This window comes from Vibrio sp. Vb1980, from assembly GCF_033338615.1.
In the GTDB taxonomy this organism is placed as follows: Bacteria; Pseudomonadota; Gammaproteobacteria; order Enterobacterales; family Vibrionaceae; genus Vibrio; species Vibrio alginolyticus.
The window spans coordinates 46212-62343 of sequence record NZ_JAWOSZ010000004.1 but is presented as its reverse complement, the minus strand read 5'-3'; the positions used below and the strand labels follow the sequence as shown (position 1 = coordinate 62343).

Genomic DNA, 16132 nt, shown 5'->3' with positions numbered 1-16132 from the left:
CAGCCCCAACCGTAGCAGCTAGGTTGGGGCTTTTTTGTTAGGCCTGTTCTGCGCATTCCTGTTGCAGAGCAGGGTAATCGGTGTAGCCTCGTTCGTTTCCGCCAAACAACGTTGAGCCATCGAGTTCTGCCAACGGATGGTGATGTTGCAAGCGAGAGACTAAGTCTGGGTTTGCTACGAATGGCCGTCCGAATGCGACAAGATCCGCGTAGCCTTTCTCTAATACTTCGTTTGCTCGTTGAGGATCGTAGCGACCGGCAACAATAATAGCGTTGCGAAAGCGCTTTCTAAGTTCGATTCGAAACGTCTCAGGAATCGTTGGTGCATCGGCCCAATCGGCCTCGGACAAGTGCAAGTAGGCAATGTGGCGCTCCTGTAGCTGTTTTGATGCTTCCAAGATTGTTGGAACGATATCTGGGCAGTCCATATCTTTAAACGTAATGAATGGTGCCAGTCTCACTCCAACTCGATGCGCACCAATAGCGGCGATAACTGCATCCACTACTTCGATAAGAAAACGGATACGATTTTCTCGTGAACCGCCGTAGTTGTCTATTCGATGGTTTGAGTTGGTTCTTAAGAACTGATCGATCAGATACCCATTCCCGCCGTGGATTTCTACACCATCAAAACCCGATTCAATAGCGCGTTTGGCTGCGTTCGCGAAATCACCGACAACTCGGTTGATATCCGCTTGTGTCATGGCGCGTGGCTCAACACAATCGACCATATTGCCGTTGCCTTGTTCATCTGCAATCCAAACTTGCGTCTCTACCGGAGCGAGCGCAGATGGCGCGATAGGCTGTTCACCATTTTGGAATGTTGGGTGAGACACTCTGCCCACATGCCATAGCTGACAAAACATCGCTGCGCCTTGTGATTTGACCGCTTGGGTCACACCCTGCCAGCCCGCCACTTGCGCATCGGTGTAAACGCCAGGGGTGAACGAGTAGCCTTGAGAATCGTCCGAAATTTGTGTGGCTTCGGAAATGATCAGCCCGGCAGAAGCGCGCTGTTGATAATACGTTGCCATCATCTCATTCGGGATGTTGCCCGGCTGAGTGGTGCGTGCGCGAGTCATTGGTGCCATGACAATACGGTTTTGTAGTGACAACGATTTCAGTTGAGCTGGTTCAAACAGCTTATTTGTTCTTTGTTTCATGTTGCGCTCCTCAGATAAGCACTGGCACGTTGGTCGCTTTACGAGCGGTTGCCATCCAGTGAAGTACGGTTGGATCCCATTGCACTTCGGAAGCACTGAAGAAACCGCGCAAAATGGAGAACATAATGGCTTGATCAACCAGTGATGTTTGCTTTTCTGAACTTAGGTTGAGCAAGGGTTTGGTTTGTTCTATCAAGGCGGCGACTTCTTTCGCAATCGCAGGTGTATCGTTAATCAAAGCTTCAAAATTTAACGCTTCGGTTTCTTTTTTTGCACGCCATGCTTGTTTCGCGGTTTCTGTTGCAAATTCCGGTAACGTCATGTTTGACCAACGCGGATACCCGACTTTTTGTAGCGGTAAAAACGCTTGTTTTTGCCAGTCTAAAACCGGTGTTGAGGGTTGGCTGCTTTCATTGGAAGATGCCAATTCAAGGAAGTAGTTGATGATGTCTAAGCTTTCCGCCATGGCTTCACCATCGTCTTTGATCAAAAGAGGAACTTGTTTGGCGCCGATGATGTTTGTGGTGGTGCTCTCGTCGTCATAAGCAATGTTGACGACGTCGAGCTGAATATTCAGCATGCCTGCAACAAAACGGACGCGGGCGCTAAAGGGGCAATGTTCATAAATGTACAGTTTCATGTTTTGTTTCCTATCTCTGGCTGGGCAGGGCGTGTTGTTGTGCGTTGTACAGCGTTACGGCGTTTAACTTTGCCCTGTCACATAACGTTCTGGGTCTAAACAATGTCGATAGGGTCAGTATATGGATTCGATTTAATTTGATAATTGGGTAATATCTGAATTGATTATTCAGTTTTTCCAAACAACAAGGGCGCGAAGATGGATAAGTTTTCGGATATGACGTTGTTTGTCAGCATCGTTAAACATCAAGGTCTGGCAGCGGCGGGAAGGGAGTTAGGTTTGTCTCCGGCGACGGTAACGGCAAGGCTGCAAGCGATAGAAGAACGCTATGGCGTAAAGCTGCTCAACCGAAGCACACGCCACGTATCACTGACAGACGCAGGGGCAATGTACCATCAAGCTTGTCTGAACATCATTGATAGCGTGAAAGAGACGGAAAACTTACTGCAAACGGGTATTTCGGAAGTGCGCGGAACGTTGAAAATTTCAGCTCCACGAGATATTGGCAAACAAATTATTTCGCCGATGGTGTCGGCTTTTTCTGAGCAATATCCGGATGTGACGCCTTATCTTTATCTTAATGATAATTTATCGAACTTGGCTGAATCGGGGCTCGATTTAGTGATTCGTTACGGTGAGTTAGCGGACAGCAATCTCATTTCGCGCAAGCTGGCGTCGAGTCAACGTGTGCTGTGCGCGTCACCTGATTATTTGTCGAAGCAAGGTATCCCAAACTGCCCACAAGATCTCGCGGACCATCGCTGCTTAGCCATGGTGCGCAGCAATGAAGAATTAAAAACGTGGCACTTTAAAGATGAAGAGTCTCACCAATCGATCACGGTCACGCCAAAGCGATTTTCTGATGATGGTGAAGTGATTCGACAATGGGCGTTGGACGGTGCGGGGATTGCGTTGAAATCGATTTTAGATATTCAGCAAGACCTCAAAAAACAACGTTTAGTAACGGTTTTGGATGGGTATATGAAAAACTTCAGCGCCTTTTCGCAAGGCGCTGAAGCGGATCTACATGTCATTTATCAAAGCCGCCAATATCAACCGAAAAGAGTTCGCCTGTTTTTGGACTTTCTAATTGAGCAATTTAGCGCGCTGAGTGATACCAGCAATCAGATCTAGATGCGATTCCGAGGTTTCTCGGCGGTGGCGATAAATCCCGACGGTGCCAGGGTTTGGTTCGTTTTCCATGGTTAAGCATCGTAAGCCAAAGGATTCCAAATACGGTTTGAGGTGGCCGGTATAAGACATCACCGCGACGCTTTCTTTCAGTACATCAATGCTGGCGAGCAGAGAATCCACTTCGTAAGTCGGTCTGTCATCCAGTTGCTGCCTTTCGCGTTCATTTTGCTTCGGGATTGGGTTATCGATGACGTGAGCGAATTTCTTAGCGTCATAAGTGACCGAAAGAGCGGGGTATTCGTGCAGCATATCTTCGGTGACGGTTTTCCCTAGAAGTGGGTGGTTTGGGGAAACAAAATAGGCATCAACCGTTTGAAATAGTGGAATAAACGTAACATCGCATTTAGACGACAAGCCGACAATCTCGTGGCCGATGAAGAATTCAATCTGTTCGTTGATTAATGAATCCATCAAGCCTAAGTGGTTGCCAAATTCGACGTGCGTAGATGCTGATGGCTGCTCGGTCAGATGTTCATTGAGTGCTTGTTTGACGAACAGCGGCCACCACGCATCGCCAGTACCCATTTTAATTTTTCCGACTTGGTACTGTTTCCGTTCATCAATGCTTTGCATCATTTGGTTGTATTCATGCTGCATCGCGTTGCTATGGCGATAGAGGATGCGTCCGTATTCGGTCAACACCATGCCATTAGGATGGCGTTCAAACAGCGTTACGCCGAGATTCTCTTCCAGCTTCTTTAAATTGCTTGTTACCGTTGGCTGGCTTAACCCTGCCATTCTTGCCGCAGCGCTGATGCTTTGGCAGCGTGCAACCAGTAAAAATTGCTGCAGAGATTTGTCCATTTTCTTTCCCCTCTAAGAACGAGGGGTATTTTGCACAATTTCATTTATAAATCACAAATCTGTAATCTCATTTGATTGAAATTATGCGCATTTCATAGATCTACATCACTGTTGGGGTTTGACGTATAGATGTTATCTATAGCTCGCTCCTGACTTCCTATTTTCCCCTCAAAAAGGTGTTCTTTAGACTGTCGCCAAAACAACAATCTAAGGGATGAACATGAAACCGAGTTTTATTGCGCTTGCTGTCGCGTCTTGTATTGGTCTTGCTGGATGTGGGTCAGATTCCTCTGATGCGCCTGTGCCGGTCGACAAACCAATTATTTCAGCCGACTTATATTTACGTGGTTTAAATGGGGATTGGGGCACGGCAGAGCATGCCAAGCTAAACTATTTGGGTAATAACGAGTACGAAACCGTACTGCGCGTCGCTCGAGGTAGCAATCAGTTCAAGATTGCTGATCCGGGTTGGCAGATCCAATACACCTATTTTGAGGAGCCCGCGGCGTTCGATAAAGCTCAGGAGTACCTGCCAAAACCAGACACGAATGAAGCGTGTATGAACGGTGATTGCAACTCTGAGATCACGTTTGAAGACAAAGGGTATTACAAGTTTTCTGTGAGCTTTGCCGATGAAAGTCGCGCGACAATGACTGTGACGAAAGCAACGCAAGAAGAAGCGGAAAAATACTACTCTGATGCGATTCTCGACCCTGCAATGGTGCATGAAGGGCATCAGAATAAAGAAGTGAAACTGTTCGCCAATTACGATGACTCGAGTGATACCGTGATTTTTTCGGTGAAAGATCCTAAAGCTGAGCTGCGTGAATTTGGTATTTCAACGACGACAGAATTGCGTGATGCGCTCGACCAAGGCTTAGTGATCAATGAACAAACAGGGCCGCGAGTGGTGTCGGGCGATGTCGCGTTTGACGCGTTGTTTGCGTTGACGATGAAAGAGCTAGACCAGCTTGCCGTTTCTGAAATCAAAGACGGCAATTACAACTACAACAACCCAATCAAAGCGGAAGTTTTTGAGACGGGCGCGAAGTGGCATTACGTATGGACGCGTGATTTGGCGTACGCAGCAGACCTTTCGCTTGCATTGATGAATCCAACTCGCGTGCAAAATGGTTTGAATTTCAAATTGTCCGCCTTCCGCGATACGACCGATCAGCAATACGATGGCGAGCAGATTGTGCAAGACACGGGCACTGGCGGTAGCTGGCCAATCAGTACCGACCGCACGACTTGGGCGCTTGGTGCAGAACGCTTACTTTCGGCATTGGATGGGGAAGAGTACAACCAATTTGCCGAGCGCGCTTACAAAGCGATCAGTAATACACTTGAAGCCGATCGCCTGGCGGCTTTTGATGCGAAATCTGGTTTATACACTGGTGAGCAATCATTCCTTGATTGGCGTGAGCAAACTTACTCAACGTGGACGCCAAACGATGTCAACGCGATTGGTAACAGCAAAGCGTTATCGACAAACGTGGTTCACTACCGCGCGATTCAGATCGCGGCTAAGTTGGCAGAGAAGTACGATTCAACCAACGCGGTCAAATACACCGAGTGGGCTGCACAGCTAAAAACCGCTATCAACGATCAGTTTTGGAATGCTGCACGCGGTATGTACGTGAGTTATTTGTTTGATAATGGCAAAGACATCGCGGTCGACAAATATGACATGTTGGGCGAAGCACTGGCGATCATCAGTGGTGTGGCAAGTGATGCGCAGGCGAAACAAATCATGGCCAATTACCCACACAGTGAGTTTGGCGTGCCGGTTTACTTCCCTCAACAACCGGACGTGCCTGTGTACCATAACCGCGCAATTTGGCCATTTGTTACCGCGTACAGCTTGCGCGCCGCGCATCAAACACAAAACGTGGCTGCGGCGAACAATGCGATTCAATCGTTGGTTCGTGGTACGGCAACCAACTTATCCAACATGGAAAACTTAGAGTGGCTTTCTGGTAAGTCATTCATCATCCATAGTGATCATGGTGAAGATCCAAGCATGGATGGCCCAGTGATTAACTCTCAGCGTCAGCTTTGGTCTGTGGGTGGCTACTTGAACATGGTGGTAGAGACCCTATTTGGCATCCATACCGAAACAGGTAAGTTGGAAGTGAAGCCATTTATCACAAGTTGGGTGCGCAATAAGTTGTTGGCTCAGTCTGAACAAATCACGTTGGAAAACTTTGCCTTTAAAGGAAAGAACTACTCGGTAACCATTGATTTGCCTGAAGTAAGCAAAGATGAAACAGGTTACTACCCAGTTGAAAATGTCACGATGGACGAAGAGGGGCATTTCCACGTGACACTGGGCGCGCTTGTGAATGTAGATAGCAGCATTACTTTAGTTTCTGGGGTGAAACCGTATGTGAGTGAAGACAGTCGCGTTTATTCTCCGCAAGAGCCAACATTGGTGGTAAAAAGCGTTGATAATTCGGTTTCGATTGACGTGACGAGCAAGTACAACGTGAACTTGTATCGCAATGGCGAGCTGATTCAAAAGAACGTGATTGCTCAATCTTATTCCGATACGCCAACAGGTTTTGCTTGTTATTTGGCTGAAAGCATTAACGATAAAGGCTTCCGTTCTAACCCAAGCCAACCGGTTTGTGTCGGTGAAGAGATCCGCATCAAACTTGATGGCGAATATCAGCCACTCAAAGACAATGTCTCAGTGGTTACGGTGAGCAAAGACAGTGGCATCGTAAAAGGTGCAGAGTCGTTTACAGCTCCTGTAACGGGCACTTACCAGTTCGATGCTTGGTACAACAATAACCTAGGACAACTTAATACTGGCATCACGAACACCGTGAAATTGTTAGAGGTATTGGATGATGCAGGTAAGGTGGTTGGCCAAGGTTACTTGCAGATGGGCCATATTGGTGAAAACCAAGGTATGCGTTACTCAACGCCAATTGAAGTGGCGTTGGAGCAGGGGGAAACCTATCAGATCGCGCTGAAGGACCACTTCAATATGAGTTACCTCACATCGAATGAAACCTACATCTACGCTGGTGGTATTGAGGGTGAAAAGAACGAAGCACAAATCGCAGATATTCGAATCACACCTTTAATGTAGGCTGTTTTAACAAAGCTGTGTTTTAGAAAACTGTGTTCTAAGAAAGACAAAGCCGCTGAGATTATCAGCGGCTTTGTTGTATTTGCTATCGGTGGCCGTTTACAGATTAGTTTGCAGCCTGCGGACGAGGTTTACGGCGCTGACCTGACGGTTTGTTTCCTGCAGGCTTAGCATTGTTTGGCTTGCGGTTACCAGACGGTTTACCAGCGTTGCCACTCTTATTACCGTTTGGTTTATTTCCACTCGGTTTATTGCCATTTGGCTTGTTGCCGTTAGGTTTACGGTCATCTGGTTTACTGTTTGCACGACCTTGGCCTTCACGGTTGCCTTTAGGCTTGCCCGCACCGCCTTGGTTGGTGCTGTTTTTGTTGCCGTTGTTACCACCGTTGAAGCGACGTTTAGGTTTGTTTGCACCATTGCCTGCTTTCTTTTCGGCTGCTGGGGCGTTTTCACTTGCAGCATTTGGCGCTTTTGGTTTTTTCGGCTTCTTAGGTTTTTTCGGTTTGATTGGGCGAGTATCCAGTTTAGATTCTGGCACCACATTGGTTGGCGCAAAACCTTCCAACTCTTTACGTGGTAGTACTTCTTGAATCAAACGTTCAATCGCAAACAACTCAGATGCTTCTAGCGCACACACCAGTGAAATCGCTTTACCTACTTCGCCCGCGCGACCAGTACGACCAATACGGTGAACGTAGTCTTCTGCCACTTTCGGTAGCTCAAAGTTCACCACTTGCGGTAATTGCGGAATATCAATACCGCGCGCAGCAATGTCCGTCGCGACCAAAACACGAATTTCACCCGATTTGAAATCCGCCAGTGCTTTGGTACGTGCGCCTTGGCTCTTGTTGCCGTGGATGGCAGCAGCCGGTAGATTTTGTTCGATCAGGAACTTCGCTAGACGGTTTGCGCCGTGTTTCGTTTTCGTAAACACCAGCACTTGCTTCCAATCGCCGTCTTTGATCAATTTAACCAACATCGGTGCTTTTTTCTTCACGTCTGCTGGGTAGATGCTTTGCTCAACCGTTCTCGCCGTCGAGTTTGCCGGGTTCACTGAAATCTCAACCGGGTTGTTCACCAAGCCTTTCGCAAGATCGCGGATCTCATCCGAGAAAGTCGCCGAGAACAGTAGGTTCTGACGTTGTTTTGGTAGCAGAGCTAGGATCTTACGAATGTCACGGATAAAGCCCATATCCAACATGCGGTCAGCTTCATCCAGTACCAGAACTTCTAGTTGGTCGAACTTCACTGCATTTTGGTTGTACAAATCCATCAGGCGGCCTGGTGTTGCTACCAACACATCCGCACCTTTGCGAAGACGCAGCATTTGCGGGTTGATCTTCACACCACCAAAAACAACCGCACTGCTTAGTGGAAGATGACGGCCGTACATAAACACGTTTTCTTGCACCTGAGCCGCAAGTTCACGCGTTGGCGTCAGGATAAGTCCACGAACTTGGTTAGCACGAACGCGAGGGCCGTTCGATAAACGCTCAAGAATCGGTAGCGTAAAGCCTGCAGTTTTACCTGTACCAGTCTGCGCTGCTGCCATTACGTCTTTCCCTTCCAAAATAGCAGGAATTGCTTTTGCCTGAATTGGCGAAGGGGTGTCGTAGCCTTTCTCTTGAATAGCTTTAAGGATTGGAGCAGATAGACCTAACGAGGTAAAACCCATATGTATGATTCTCAATTGTAGAGTTAGATAACAACGCGCCGAAAACAAATCGGTGCGAAAAGTGCGACATTCTGAGGCTTTTACGCGCAGGCTTCAACTAATTCCGTCATGGATAAATATTTGAACTGGATCTCATTTCTTTTTGGCAGGCAAAACTGATAACTGGTTTGGTCGATCGATTGAATGGTTTTACGTTGGCGATGCCCATTCTTACATCGTTATCACGGCATGCAGTTTTAGTTTATCAAATGCTGTTCGGAGTGTGGGGGAGGCTTGCTCCTTTCATTACTCCGCTTTTGCATGCGTTAAAAACGCACTCGTCAATTGCTGAAAGAGCGAATCTACCGATGGGCGGTCGGATACATGATGGAAGAGCGGTGTGTGGACATCACCACGAATATCATCGTCATGACCACAAAACTGATTACACATTCGTACTGGTTCGACAATCTTCTCGACGTCGGCATCAATCAGAATGCATGCTTGTGATAACACCACTTGCCCACCGCCTTTTTTCAGTAAAACGCGCTGCGCGGTTCCCACGACTTTTTGCCCGCCAATGTTGAGGTTGTACTCGCCATCGCAGTAGGAATAAGGCGTAGCATGAACATCCACTTTCACGCCGAGCTGTTTAAAGAAAACCGTTAATATCGCACATAAATCGAGATACGCTTTTTTGATGTTGTAAGGCTCGCCTTCTGGCCAGTGGTAAATGTGGGATAGATTGATAATACCTGGCACCTGAGGGACTGGGGCACCACCGGTTTTACGAGAAAAGAGCTTCCAGCCAGACGTATTTAACGCATGTTCTAACTCATTAGACACTGGCCATTTCTTACCCGCGGGAAGCACGAGCGTTGGACTTTTTACTTGCCAAAGCAATAGCACTTGCGAGAGTTGGTTGGACTGAACTTGTTTAATGAGCTCATCTTCTTTGTCAAATGCATCAGCGACTTCCGTAGCTGTGTAGCGAATTAGCTTATTTTTAGCAACCAAACTCTATCCCTCGCGGCTATTTAATCGTTACTGTTGTATCTCAGATACAGCTTTATTGCTAGGTCTGAGTGATTAGGTTTTTGCTCGCTAGCTGCATGATCACCTTTTGGATCTTTTCCGTTGTCCATTAATTCTACTTGAACACGCGATAAAAAGTTTTTGCTAGTCATCACATCAGCCATTCATAAAATCTGCCATCTATGAAAAATTTTGGCGATATAAGTATGAAAAAGCGAGTGATGACTCTCGCGTTAGCGGCATCATTAACGGGATGTGTGACGTTCCCAACTCAAGAATCTGAGCAAGTACAGGTGCTTTGGGACAATGTGAATGCGATTGAAAACTGTGAACTAATGGGTACCGTGATCGGCTCAGAAGGACACTTTTACGACTACTGGCTTCACGCCGATAAAGACATGGTTTGGGGGACGCTAAACCAAATGCGCATCAAGGCGGCAGATTTAGGCGCAGATACCTTGTACTTATATCAACCGTTGAGCTTTTCTACGTCAGTGACGATGTTTGCAAATGCTTACAAGTGCAAACAGTTGCTATTGGCTTGATCATAATTGAAAGACAGGCGCTGCTCGCCTGTCTTTGATGCGCTCTACAAATACTGGCTACCTTGCGTTAATTGACGTTTGCTGTCGCCACCGCTGATGTATCAGAAAACGACAATGTAAAGTCTCGCTCAGTATTAAGCACTTTGGCTGGAAACTCTAAGCTCAACTGCGTATGTGGCGCGACTTCTGAAGCAATGCTAGTAACGAATTTTCGGGTTTCTCCAGGAGAGATCGATATGTCACTTCCACCTTGTGATGAGAGCTCAGCGATACCCATTGTCTCAAGTGTGTTACCTGCAGTATCCGCCAGGTGTAATAAAGACTCTGACTTGTAGATTAATTCTCCACTTTCTGTGCGATATGCATTAAACGAGTTGAAATTTGGTTGCAATGATCCTTGTGAACCAATGTTAGTAACGGAAAATGTCACATTAGCGCCATCAAAGTTCTCGACTCTTACAAGTACGTTACTGTCTTGGTAACGAGCGGCTGCCGCCGCAGTTGCTTGCTGTTTCTGCCTCTGTTTCTCTTTTTCAATGTCGCTTAACTGTTTCTGCTCATTAGCGATTCGATTCTTTGCCATGTAGTACGACTGATCGACCATTGCTATTAAAGCGGGGATTGAATACAAAGTGAGGCCTTCCAAATGGTCAAAGTCGATTTTGGCATGTTGAGTACGTTTATGATTAGAAAATTGGCAGTAACCATCAATCAAACTGATTAAAGCCACTTCAAAAGTGCCCTGTAATCGGCTTACTTCCTGTGCTGCTTTCTCTAGATTTGAGCGGACTTTCCGAATCTCTTCCAAACTCTTTTGTGAAAGACGACCGTTTGGCGATACGTCGTTAGAAACCGAAACCAGTTCTTCGGTCACAAATGGATTGTTTTCGGCAGGAATCACCGTAGTGATACGGTTAGATTTGGTGATGTCTTCGCCTAATAAAACTATCATTTTTTGCGATGCGGCGGTTGTGTTGCCCACTAATACGTCGCTACAGTTTGGCGAAGTATTGGCATACGCGGCGAATGCGGTAAAAAGTGAAAGTGTAACGGACCAGCCGATGGTGACGAGTCCTGTCGTGGTTCGAGTATTCATCCTGATAACCCCTCTGTCATTTGGTGCGACTCACTGACGTAATTGCCAATCAAAAGATTGGCTCGCGACATTCAGAATGGTTCTGGTCAACCCTTCGTAGTGGGTATGCCCACAGATGCTTTTTTAGTCGTTTATCAACCGCTAAGCCACGATTGATAAAGTGTCTGAAATTGAGAGCATTAACGCTGCGAAGTTGATGTCTTTGACTGAAAGATAGACGTAACTTTTCCAACCATCAAATACGTGATTGAGTTCTCATTTTTATATGAGTGAGAGGTTCAAGAGAAAACAGGCACTTACTGTAGAGAGTTGATTTGAAGGAAAAATATAAATTTTTTTGGGGAACTTTTTTGATGCTGCCTTTGAGACTTTTTTTGAATCTCAAAGGCAGGTTCTTACACTCGCGTTCAATTACAATGTGTTGAGGACATCCGCGAGTCGAGAGACAGCTGTCGTCAGTTCTTCTGGTGTAGCATTGGTAAAGTTAAGACGCAGAGCGGCTTTTACCTTTGAACCTTCTGGATAAAAGACCGGGCTCGGCACTACAGCAACCCAGTTTGCGAGAAGGTTTTTCGCCAGTTCGAAGGTGTCGCATTCTGGAATCTCGACCCAAACGAACATACCACCATCGACGGGTTTGAGTACGCAACTTTCTGGCAGCTGTTTTTGCAGTTCAGCAAACATGACATCGTAACGTGATTTGTAAAGAGCACAGATGGTTGAAATGTGCGTTTCGAAGTTGTCATGTTGCAGTAGACCATGCAGCAAAGCTTGCATAGGAATACTAGAGTGCAGATCGGCACCTTGTTTAATTTTGATAAGTGGCTCAAGGTAGCTGCTTTTGCCCGTAACTACACCAATACGCAAGCCTGGTGAAGCTATTTTGGAGAAAGAGCGCAATACGATGGAGTGTTGCGGGCAGAAATCTGAAACTAGCGGTAGTGCTTCACCAGAAAAACGCAGCTCACGGTATGGTGCGTCTTCAATGAATGCAACGTCGTATTGGATACAAAGCTCGGCAACTTTTTGGCGAGTCTCTAGCGCCCAGCATACGCCCGTTGGGTTGTGAAAATCGGGTACGGCGTAGAACATTTTTGGTTGCTGCGTGGCAAAGCATTGTTCGAGTTCTTCTAGGTTTGGGCCACACTCGGTTTGTGAAACGGTCACGATGTTGGCTTGCACTAGACCGAATACTTGCATAGCACCAAGGTAGCTCGGTGCTTCCATCACCACTTTATCGCCCGGATTTACGTACGCACGCGCAATCAAATCTAGCCCTTGCTGAGAGCCCGTTGTGATCATAGCCAAATGAGATTCCGGCAGCTGGTAATAATCGGTCAAAAAGTTAAGTAGCGGGGCGTAGCCTGCTGTTGCGCCATATTGAAACACCTCTGGCATATTAGCGAGGTTTTCGAGCGTCGGTTTCATTAAGTCGATCGGGAAGGTTTTTTCGTCCGGCAAGCCACCTGCAAGAGAAATGACGTTCTTATCGCTCGCTGCTGCGAGGATCTCTCGGATGTAGGATGACTTAGTTTGTTGTAATGACTGTGCGATTTCCATGTGCTGTGCTTCTCGTAATTGTCTTTTTTTATGTCAGAAATAGTATAGGTAAATTGCCAAGCTTGGTGTGTCCATTTATGCTGTTAAACATGTCCATTTATGCTATTTAGGCGAAAGTTTACTCCGTGAGCCATCAACAAGTTTCCAGAATCAATGACGTGCTGTTTTACATTCACCAGGACATTAGCAGAGATTTATCGGCTAAAGAGCTAGCAGATGTAGCAGCCTATTCTGAACAGCACTTCCATCGTATTTTTAAAGATGTGGTAGGGGAGTCTGTCCATCAATATATCCGTCGAACAAGAATGGAATACGCCGCCAATCAACTGATGTTTGATACCAGCTCATCGGTGTTAGACATTGCTAACAAGTGCGGCTTTAGCTCGGTATCTTCTTTTAGCCGAGCGTTTAAAGCAACGTTCGCTATGTCTCCTGGCGCGTGGCGAAAGCATGATTTACAAGTCGCAGAAAAGCCGTATCTAAAAGATCCAGAAGTGGCTGCGGGTTATCATCGGGTTGCTAAACGCGAGTTGCCAGAACCTAAAATTATGGAGGTTCCACAACGCTTTGCGGCTTATGTGCGGCATGAGGGTTATAGCCGTTCCATTCGTAATGCGTGGCTGATTTTGAAGGCGTGGGCAAGCTCTGAGAATCGGGACTTTTCGGTTCAATACGGTTTGCATCACTCCAACCCCGCTTGGGTTGAGCTCGATAAGTGTCGCTATGTGGCTTGTATGGCGATTGATAAGCCGCTTAAAGTACGCGGTGTCGTGAATCAAATGACGATTCCGGGTGGTTTGCATGCTGTTTTTCGCTTAACAGGGGTATATGGAGAGCTTCTTCCTCAATTGAGTATGGTGTTAGAAAAGTGGTTGCCGAATTCAGGCTTTAAGCAGCGTTCTACTCCCGCTTATGTTCACTATCATAAAAACCATTTCCTTAGCCATGATGAGGCGTTTGAGCTGGACTTCTATCTGCCCATCAGTTTTTTCTAACTGGAGTATTTATTTACTATCCGTAAGGAAGAAAATGCTAAGCTCTATATGGTGATTTGTTACAAATAATTGAAAATTAAATGAACATCGATCATGTAAAGCTATTTGTCCGTTTGGCTTCGACACACAACATCAGCATGGCTGGTCAGGAGCTTGGACTTTCTCCTGCTGTCGCTAGTGCGCACATCAACAAACTTGAGGACAGCTTAGGAGTTCGTTTAGTTCATCGCACCACACGCAAAGTTTCCTTAACTGAAGAAGGGCAGGCTTTTTTACCTCACGCGGAGGAGGTCCTTGCAACAGTGGAGGCAGCAAGGGGAGCTGTTGGCTCAGGGCAGAGTGCGCCAACGGGAGTATTACGTATAACCGCCTCTGCAACTTTTGGTCGCTTGCATATTGTGCCCGCATTAAAAGGTTTTATGGCGCGTTACCCAGGGTTAACCGTGGACTGCCGATTTTCTGATTCCATTATTGATCTGGTTGAGGGAGGTTTCGATGTCGCCATTCGTGTCGCTGAGTTGAAAGATTCTTCATTGGTCGCAAGAAAGCTTGCGCCAGATCGTCGTATTATCGTTGCATCACCAGATTATATTGAACAATTTGGGAGACCTAACAAGCCCCAAGACTTGACGAATCATCAATGTATTAACTTAGTTGGAATGAATAATTGGTCATTCAATACAAAAGATGGAATGGTCAATGTAAGAACTTCTGGTCGTTTTAAAACTGATAATGGTGATGCGATGAGAGACGCGACGGTAAACGGGTTAGGTATTTCTATCAACTCGGTTTGGAGTGTTTATCAAGAATTACAAAGTGGTCAGCTAGTGGAAGTACTCGAAGATCACCCTTTAGCGATGGATGCTGGGATTTGGGCTGTGTACCCAAGCTCTCGTTTAATTGCGCCTAAGGTGCGTGCCTTTATTGATTTCTTTGCTGAATACTATGGCACGCCACCTTATTGGGAGTTTGCGGAAAAGTGATAACAAGTTTCACTTATCGAATACATTGTTTTTAAGGTCCGAATAAAAACGAACCTCAAGATAATTCTTAATTGTTATTAATAGAGTTTGCTTAAGATTAATTCAATAGTATCAATTATCTGCTGTGTTTTGCTTTGATCTAATGCATCAGGGTGTGGGGGCGCGAATGCTTCAATGTCATTATCGAAGTACATACCATGCGCTTGAGCAAACTCTTCTGATAGCGCAGCGCGAGTTAGAATATCTGCTCCTAAGCGGATATCACCACCAGCAACCCCATAAGCATCTTTAACCATCTTACTACCTAGGAATGATTTTGGGTTTACTGATACCAACATAGGGCCAGTGTTCTTAAGCTTTAGTCCGATTGCTCGTGACCACATCGTTAATGCCAATTTGCTTTGGGCATATGCTTCGCCATCTGACAATGGTTTGTTACCGAGTAAAGCGCTAGTGTTTACTGTTGTTTGTGCAGCTGAAGACAAATTAACCACACGACCCGTATCTCCGAGCAACGGCAATAGCTCTCTAGTGAGTAAGTAGGGAGCAATGGTGTTGACTGCGAAGCGTACATCAAGACCCTCTTTAGTTCTTGGATTTGGTGTTGCGTACACACCAGCATTGTTAATGATGACGTCTAAATGATTGAACCGTTCTGTTATCTCCATCACTATCTGTTTTACCGCATTGGGAGAGGATAAATCAGCAACAAGGCTTTCAACTTTACCACTTTTCATCTCCCTCAAACTTTGCTCAACTTGTTGAACTTTCTCTATATTCCGGCCATGGATTATTACGTGTTGTTCACGGTTAATTAACATTTTCGCGGTTTCTAAACCAATACCGTCAGTAGATCCAGTAATTAGAATTGTCTTTCGCATGATCGCTCTCATTGTTGAGGGTTAATATAGAACGATCATAGTGGCATCTTTTGCATTCGACTATTGAGACTAAAAAGAAAACACTTTCTAGGAAAAATTGAAAATAACTTTGTTGTTCTTTTTGTGGACGGTGCGACGAATTAACGTCTCATTAGATGCTACGGTTATACATATGGTGCTCAAAAATTAGGCACTATTTTGTACTCAAATAATAGCCAAGAGGTCTCTATGTTAGGTGAAAATCACTCATTAACTCATGAATTCCCAGAACATTTGGATACCATTACTCAGCTTACCGAAAACGATGCATCATTTGCTGAAACCGTTAAAAACTACAATGCTTTAGATAAGGAAATCCGCGTACTAGAACTTCAAGGAAGCCCGATTGATGATCACGAAATGAACGTGTTAAAACATAACCGGGCTGAGCTCAAAGACTGGCTCCACTCGCGAATAATGGGTTCTTAGTGACGAAATGATCAT

At 45.9% G+C, this 16132-nt stretch carries 14 protein-coding genes; 6 read left to right on the top strand and 8 right to left on the bottom strand.

Going from position 1 to position 16132, the window contains the following annotated elements:
• Positions 1 to 37: 37 nt before the first annotated feature.
• Together R7F64_RS09195 and grxB are read right to left on the bottom strand one after the other, a co-directional pair.
• Complete coding sequence (locus R7F64_RS09195) at positions 38 to 1162, bottom strand: alkene reductase (protein ID WP_318071619.1); 1125 nt, start codon at positions 1160 to 1162, stop codon at positions 38 to 40.
• Between the two features lie 10 nt (positions 1163 to 1172).
• Entirely contained in the window at positions 1173 to 1802 is a 630-nt protein-coding gene (grxB, locus tag R7F64_RS09190; protein WP_318071618.1) for a glutaredoxin 2, read from the bottom strand.
• A gap of 198 nt (positions 1803 to 2000) precedes the next feature.
• Here grxB and R7F64_RS09185 point away from each other — a divergent pair, with 198 nt between their 5' ends.
• Complete coding sequence (locus tag R7F64_RS09185; protein WP_318071617.1) at positions 2001 to 2936, top strand: LysR family transcriptional regulator; 936 nt, start codon at positions 2001 to 2003, stop codon at positions 2934 to 2936.
• Here R7F64_RS09185 and R7F64_RS09180 read toward each other — a convergent pair.
• A complete protein-coding gene (locus R7F64_RS09180; protein WP_213876869.1) occupies positions 2889 to 3800 on the bottom strand; it encodes a LysR family transcriptional regulator in 912 nt (303 codons plus the stop codon). The genes R7F64_RS09185 and R7F64_RS09180 overlap by 48 nt on opposite strands.
• 220 nt (positions 3801 to 4020) lie before the next feature.
• On the opposite strand from R7F64_RS09180, the gene R7F64_RS09175 reads away from it, so the two are divergent.
• Positions 4021 to 6900, top strand: coding sequence for an MGH1-like glycoside hydrolase domain-containing protein (locus tag R7F64_RS09175; RefSeq protein WP_318071616.1), 2880 nt, complete (start codon positions 4021 to 4023; stop codon positions 6898 to 6900).
• 106 nt (positions 6901 to 7006) lie between these two features.
• On the opposite strand, the gene R7F64_RS09170 is transcribed toward R7F64_RS09175, so the two are convergent.
• Both R7F64_RS09170 and R7F64_RS09165 read right to left on the bottom strand, forming a co-directional pair.
• Positions 7007 to 8575: a DEAD/DEAH box helicase gene (locus R7F64_RS09170; protein ID WP_025767967.1), complete on the bottom strand. Its 1569-nt coding sequence runs from the start codon at positions 8573 to 8575 to the stop codon at positions 7007 to 7009.
• Between the two features lie 285 nt (positions 8576 to 8860).
• Positions 8861 to 9571, bottom strand: coding sequence for a biotin/lipoate A/B protein ligase family protein (locus R7F64_RS09165; protein WP_149192141.1), 711 nt, complete (start codon positions 9569 to 9571; stop codon positions 8861 to 8863).
• Between the two features lie 224 nt (positions 9572 to 9795).
• Between R7F64_RS09165 and R7F64_RS09160 the strand changes: the two genes are divergently transcribed.
• On the top strand, positions 9796 to 10134 hold the full coding sequence (locus tag R7F64_RS09160) for a DUF4156 domain-containing protein (RefSeq protein ID WP_285335142.1): 339 nt from the start codon (positions 9796 to 9798) through the stop codon (positions 10132 to 10134).
• Between the two features lie 67 nt (positions 10135 to 10201).
• Here R7F64_RS09160 and R7F64_RS09155 read toward each other — a convergent pair whose 3' ends face one another.
• Together R7F64_RS09155 and R7F64_RS09150 are read right to left on the bottom strand one after the other, a co-directional pair.
• Entirely contained in the window at positions 10202 to 11230 is a 1029-nt protein-coding gene (locus R7F64_RS09155) for a hypothetical protein (RefSeq protein WP_062731060.1), read from the bottom strand.
• 411 nt (positions 11231 to 11641) lie between these two features.
• Positions 11642 to 12790: a PLP-dependent aminotransferase family protein gene (locus R7F64_RS09150; RefSeq protein ID WP_017819834.1), complete on the bottom strand. Its 1149-nt coding sequence runs from the start codon at positions 12788 to 12790 to the stop codon at positions 11642 to 11644.
• 125 nt (positions 12791 to 12915) lie between these two features.
• On the opposite strand from R7F64_RS09150, the gene R7F64_RS09145 reads away from it, so the two are divergent.
• Together R7F64_RS09145 and R7F64_RS09140 are read left to right on the top strand one after the other, a co-directional pair.
• The gene (locus R7F64_RS09145) at positions 12916 to 13785 is read left to right on the top strand and encodes an AraC family transcriptional regulator (RefSeq protein WP_005387011.1); all 870 of its coding nucleotides are present in this window, start codon (positions 12916 to 12918) and stop codon (positions 13783 to 13785) included.
• 80 nt (positions 13786 to 13865) lie between these two features.
• A complete protein-coding gene (locus tag R7F64_RS09140) occupies positions 13866 to 14768 on the top strand; it encodes a LysR family transcriptional regulator (protein WP_086047522.1) in 903 nt (300 codons plus the stop codon).
• A gap of 77 nt (positions 14769 to 14845) precedes the next feature.
• Here R7F64_RS09140 and R7F64_RS09135 read toward each other — a convergent pair whose 3' ends face one another.
• The gene (locus R7F64_RS09135) at positions 14846 to 15649 is read right to left on the bottom strand and encodes an SDR family NAD(P)-dependent oxidoreductase (protein WP_318071615.1); all 804 of its coding nucleotides are present in this window, start codon (positions 15647 to 15649) and stop codon (positions 14846 to 14848) included.
• A gap of 228 nt (positions 15650 to 15877) precedes the next feature.
• Here R7F64_RS09135 and R7F64_RS09130 point away from each other — a divergent pair, with 228 nt between their 5' ends.
• On the top strand, positions 15878 to 16117 hold the full coding sequence (locus R7F64_RS09130; RefSeq protein ID WP_005373737.1) for a YdcH family protein: 240 nt from the start codon (positions 15878 to 15880) through the stop codon (positions 16115 to 16117).
• The last annotated feature ends 15 nt before the right edge of the window (positions 16118 to 16132 follow it).

Coding starts and splice junctions, on each gene's coding strand:
- R7F64_RS09195 (WP_318071619.1), bottom strand. CDS start 1,162: ATGAAACAAAGAACAAATAAGCTGTTTGAACCAGCTCAACTGAAATCG.
- grxB (WP_318071618.1), bottom strand. CDS start 1,802: ATGAAACTGTACATTTATGAACATTGCCCCTTTAGCGCCCGCGTCCGT.
- R7F64_RS09185 (WP_318071617.1), top strand. CDS start 2,001: ATGGATAAGTTTTCGGATATGACGTTGTTTGTCAGCATCGTTAAACAT.
- R7F64_RS09180 (WP_213876869.1), bottom strand. CDS start 3,800: ATGGACAAATCTCTGCAGCAATTTTTACTGGTTGCACGCTGCCAAAGC.
- R7F64_RS09175 (WP_318071616.1), top strand. CDS start 4,021: ATGAAACCGAGTTTTATTGCGCTTGCTGTCGCGTCTTGTATTGGTCTT.
- R7F64_RS09170 (WP_025767967.1), bottom strand. CDS start 8,575: ATGGGTTTTACCTCGTTAGGTCTATCTGCTCCAATCCTTAAAGCTATT.
- R7F64_RS09160 (WP_285335142.1), top strand. CDS start 9,796: ATGAAAAAGCGAGTGATGACTCTCGCGTTAGCGGCATCATTAACGGGA.
- R7F64_RS09155 (WP_062731060.1), bottom strand. CDS start 11,230: ATGAATACTCGAACCACGACAGGACTCGTCACCATCGGCTGGTCCGTT.
- R7F64_RS09150 (WP_017819834.1), bottom strand. CDS start 12,790: ATGGAAATCGCACAGTCATTACAACAAACTAAGTCATCCTACATCCGA.
- R7F64_RS09140 (WP_086047522.1), top strand. CDS start 13,866: ATGAACATCGATCATGTAAAGCTATTTGTCCGTTTGGCTTCGACACAC.
- R7F64_RS09135 (WP_318071615.1), bottom strand. CDS start 15,649: ATGCGAAAGACAATTCTAATTACTGGATCTACTGACGGTATTGGTTTA.
- R7F64_RS09130 (WP_005373737.1), top strand. CDS start 15,878: ATGTTAGGTGAAAATCACTCATTAACTCATGAATTCCCAGAACATTTG.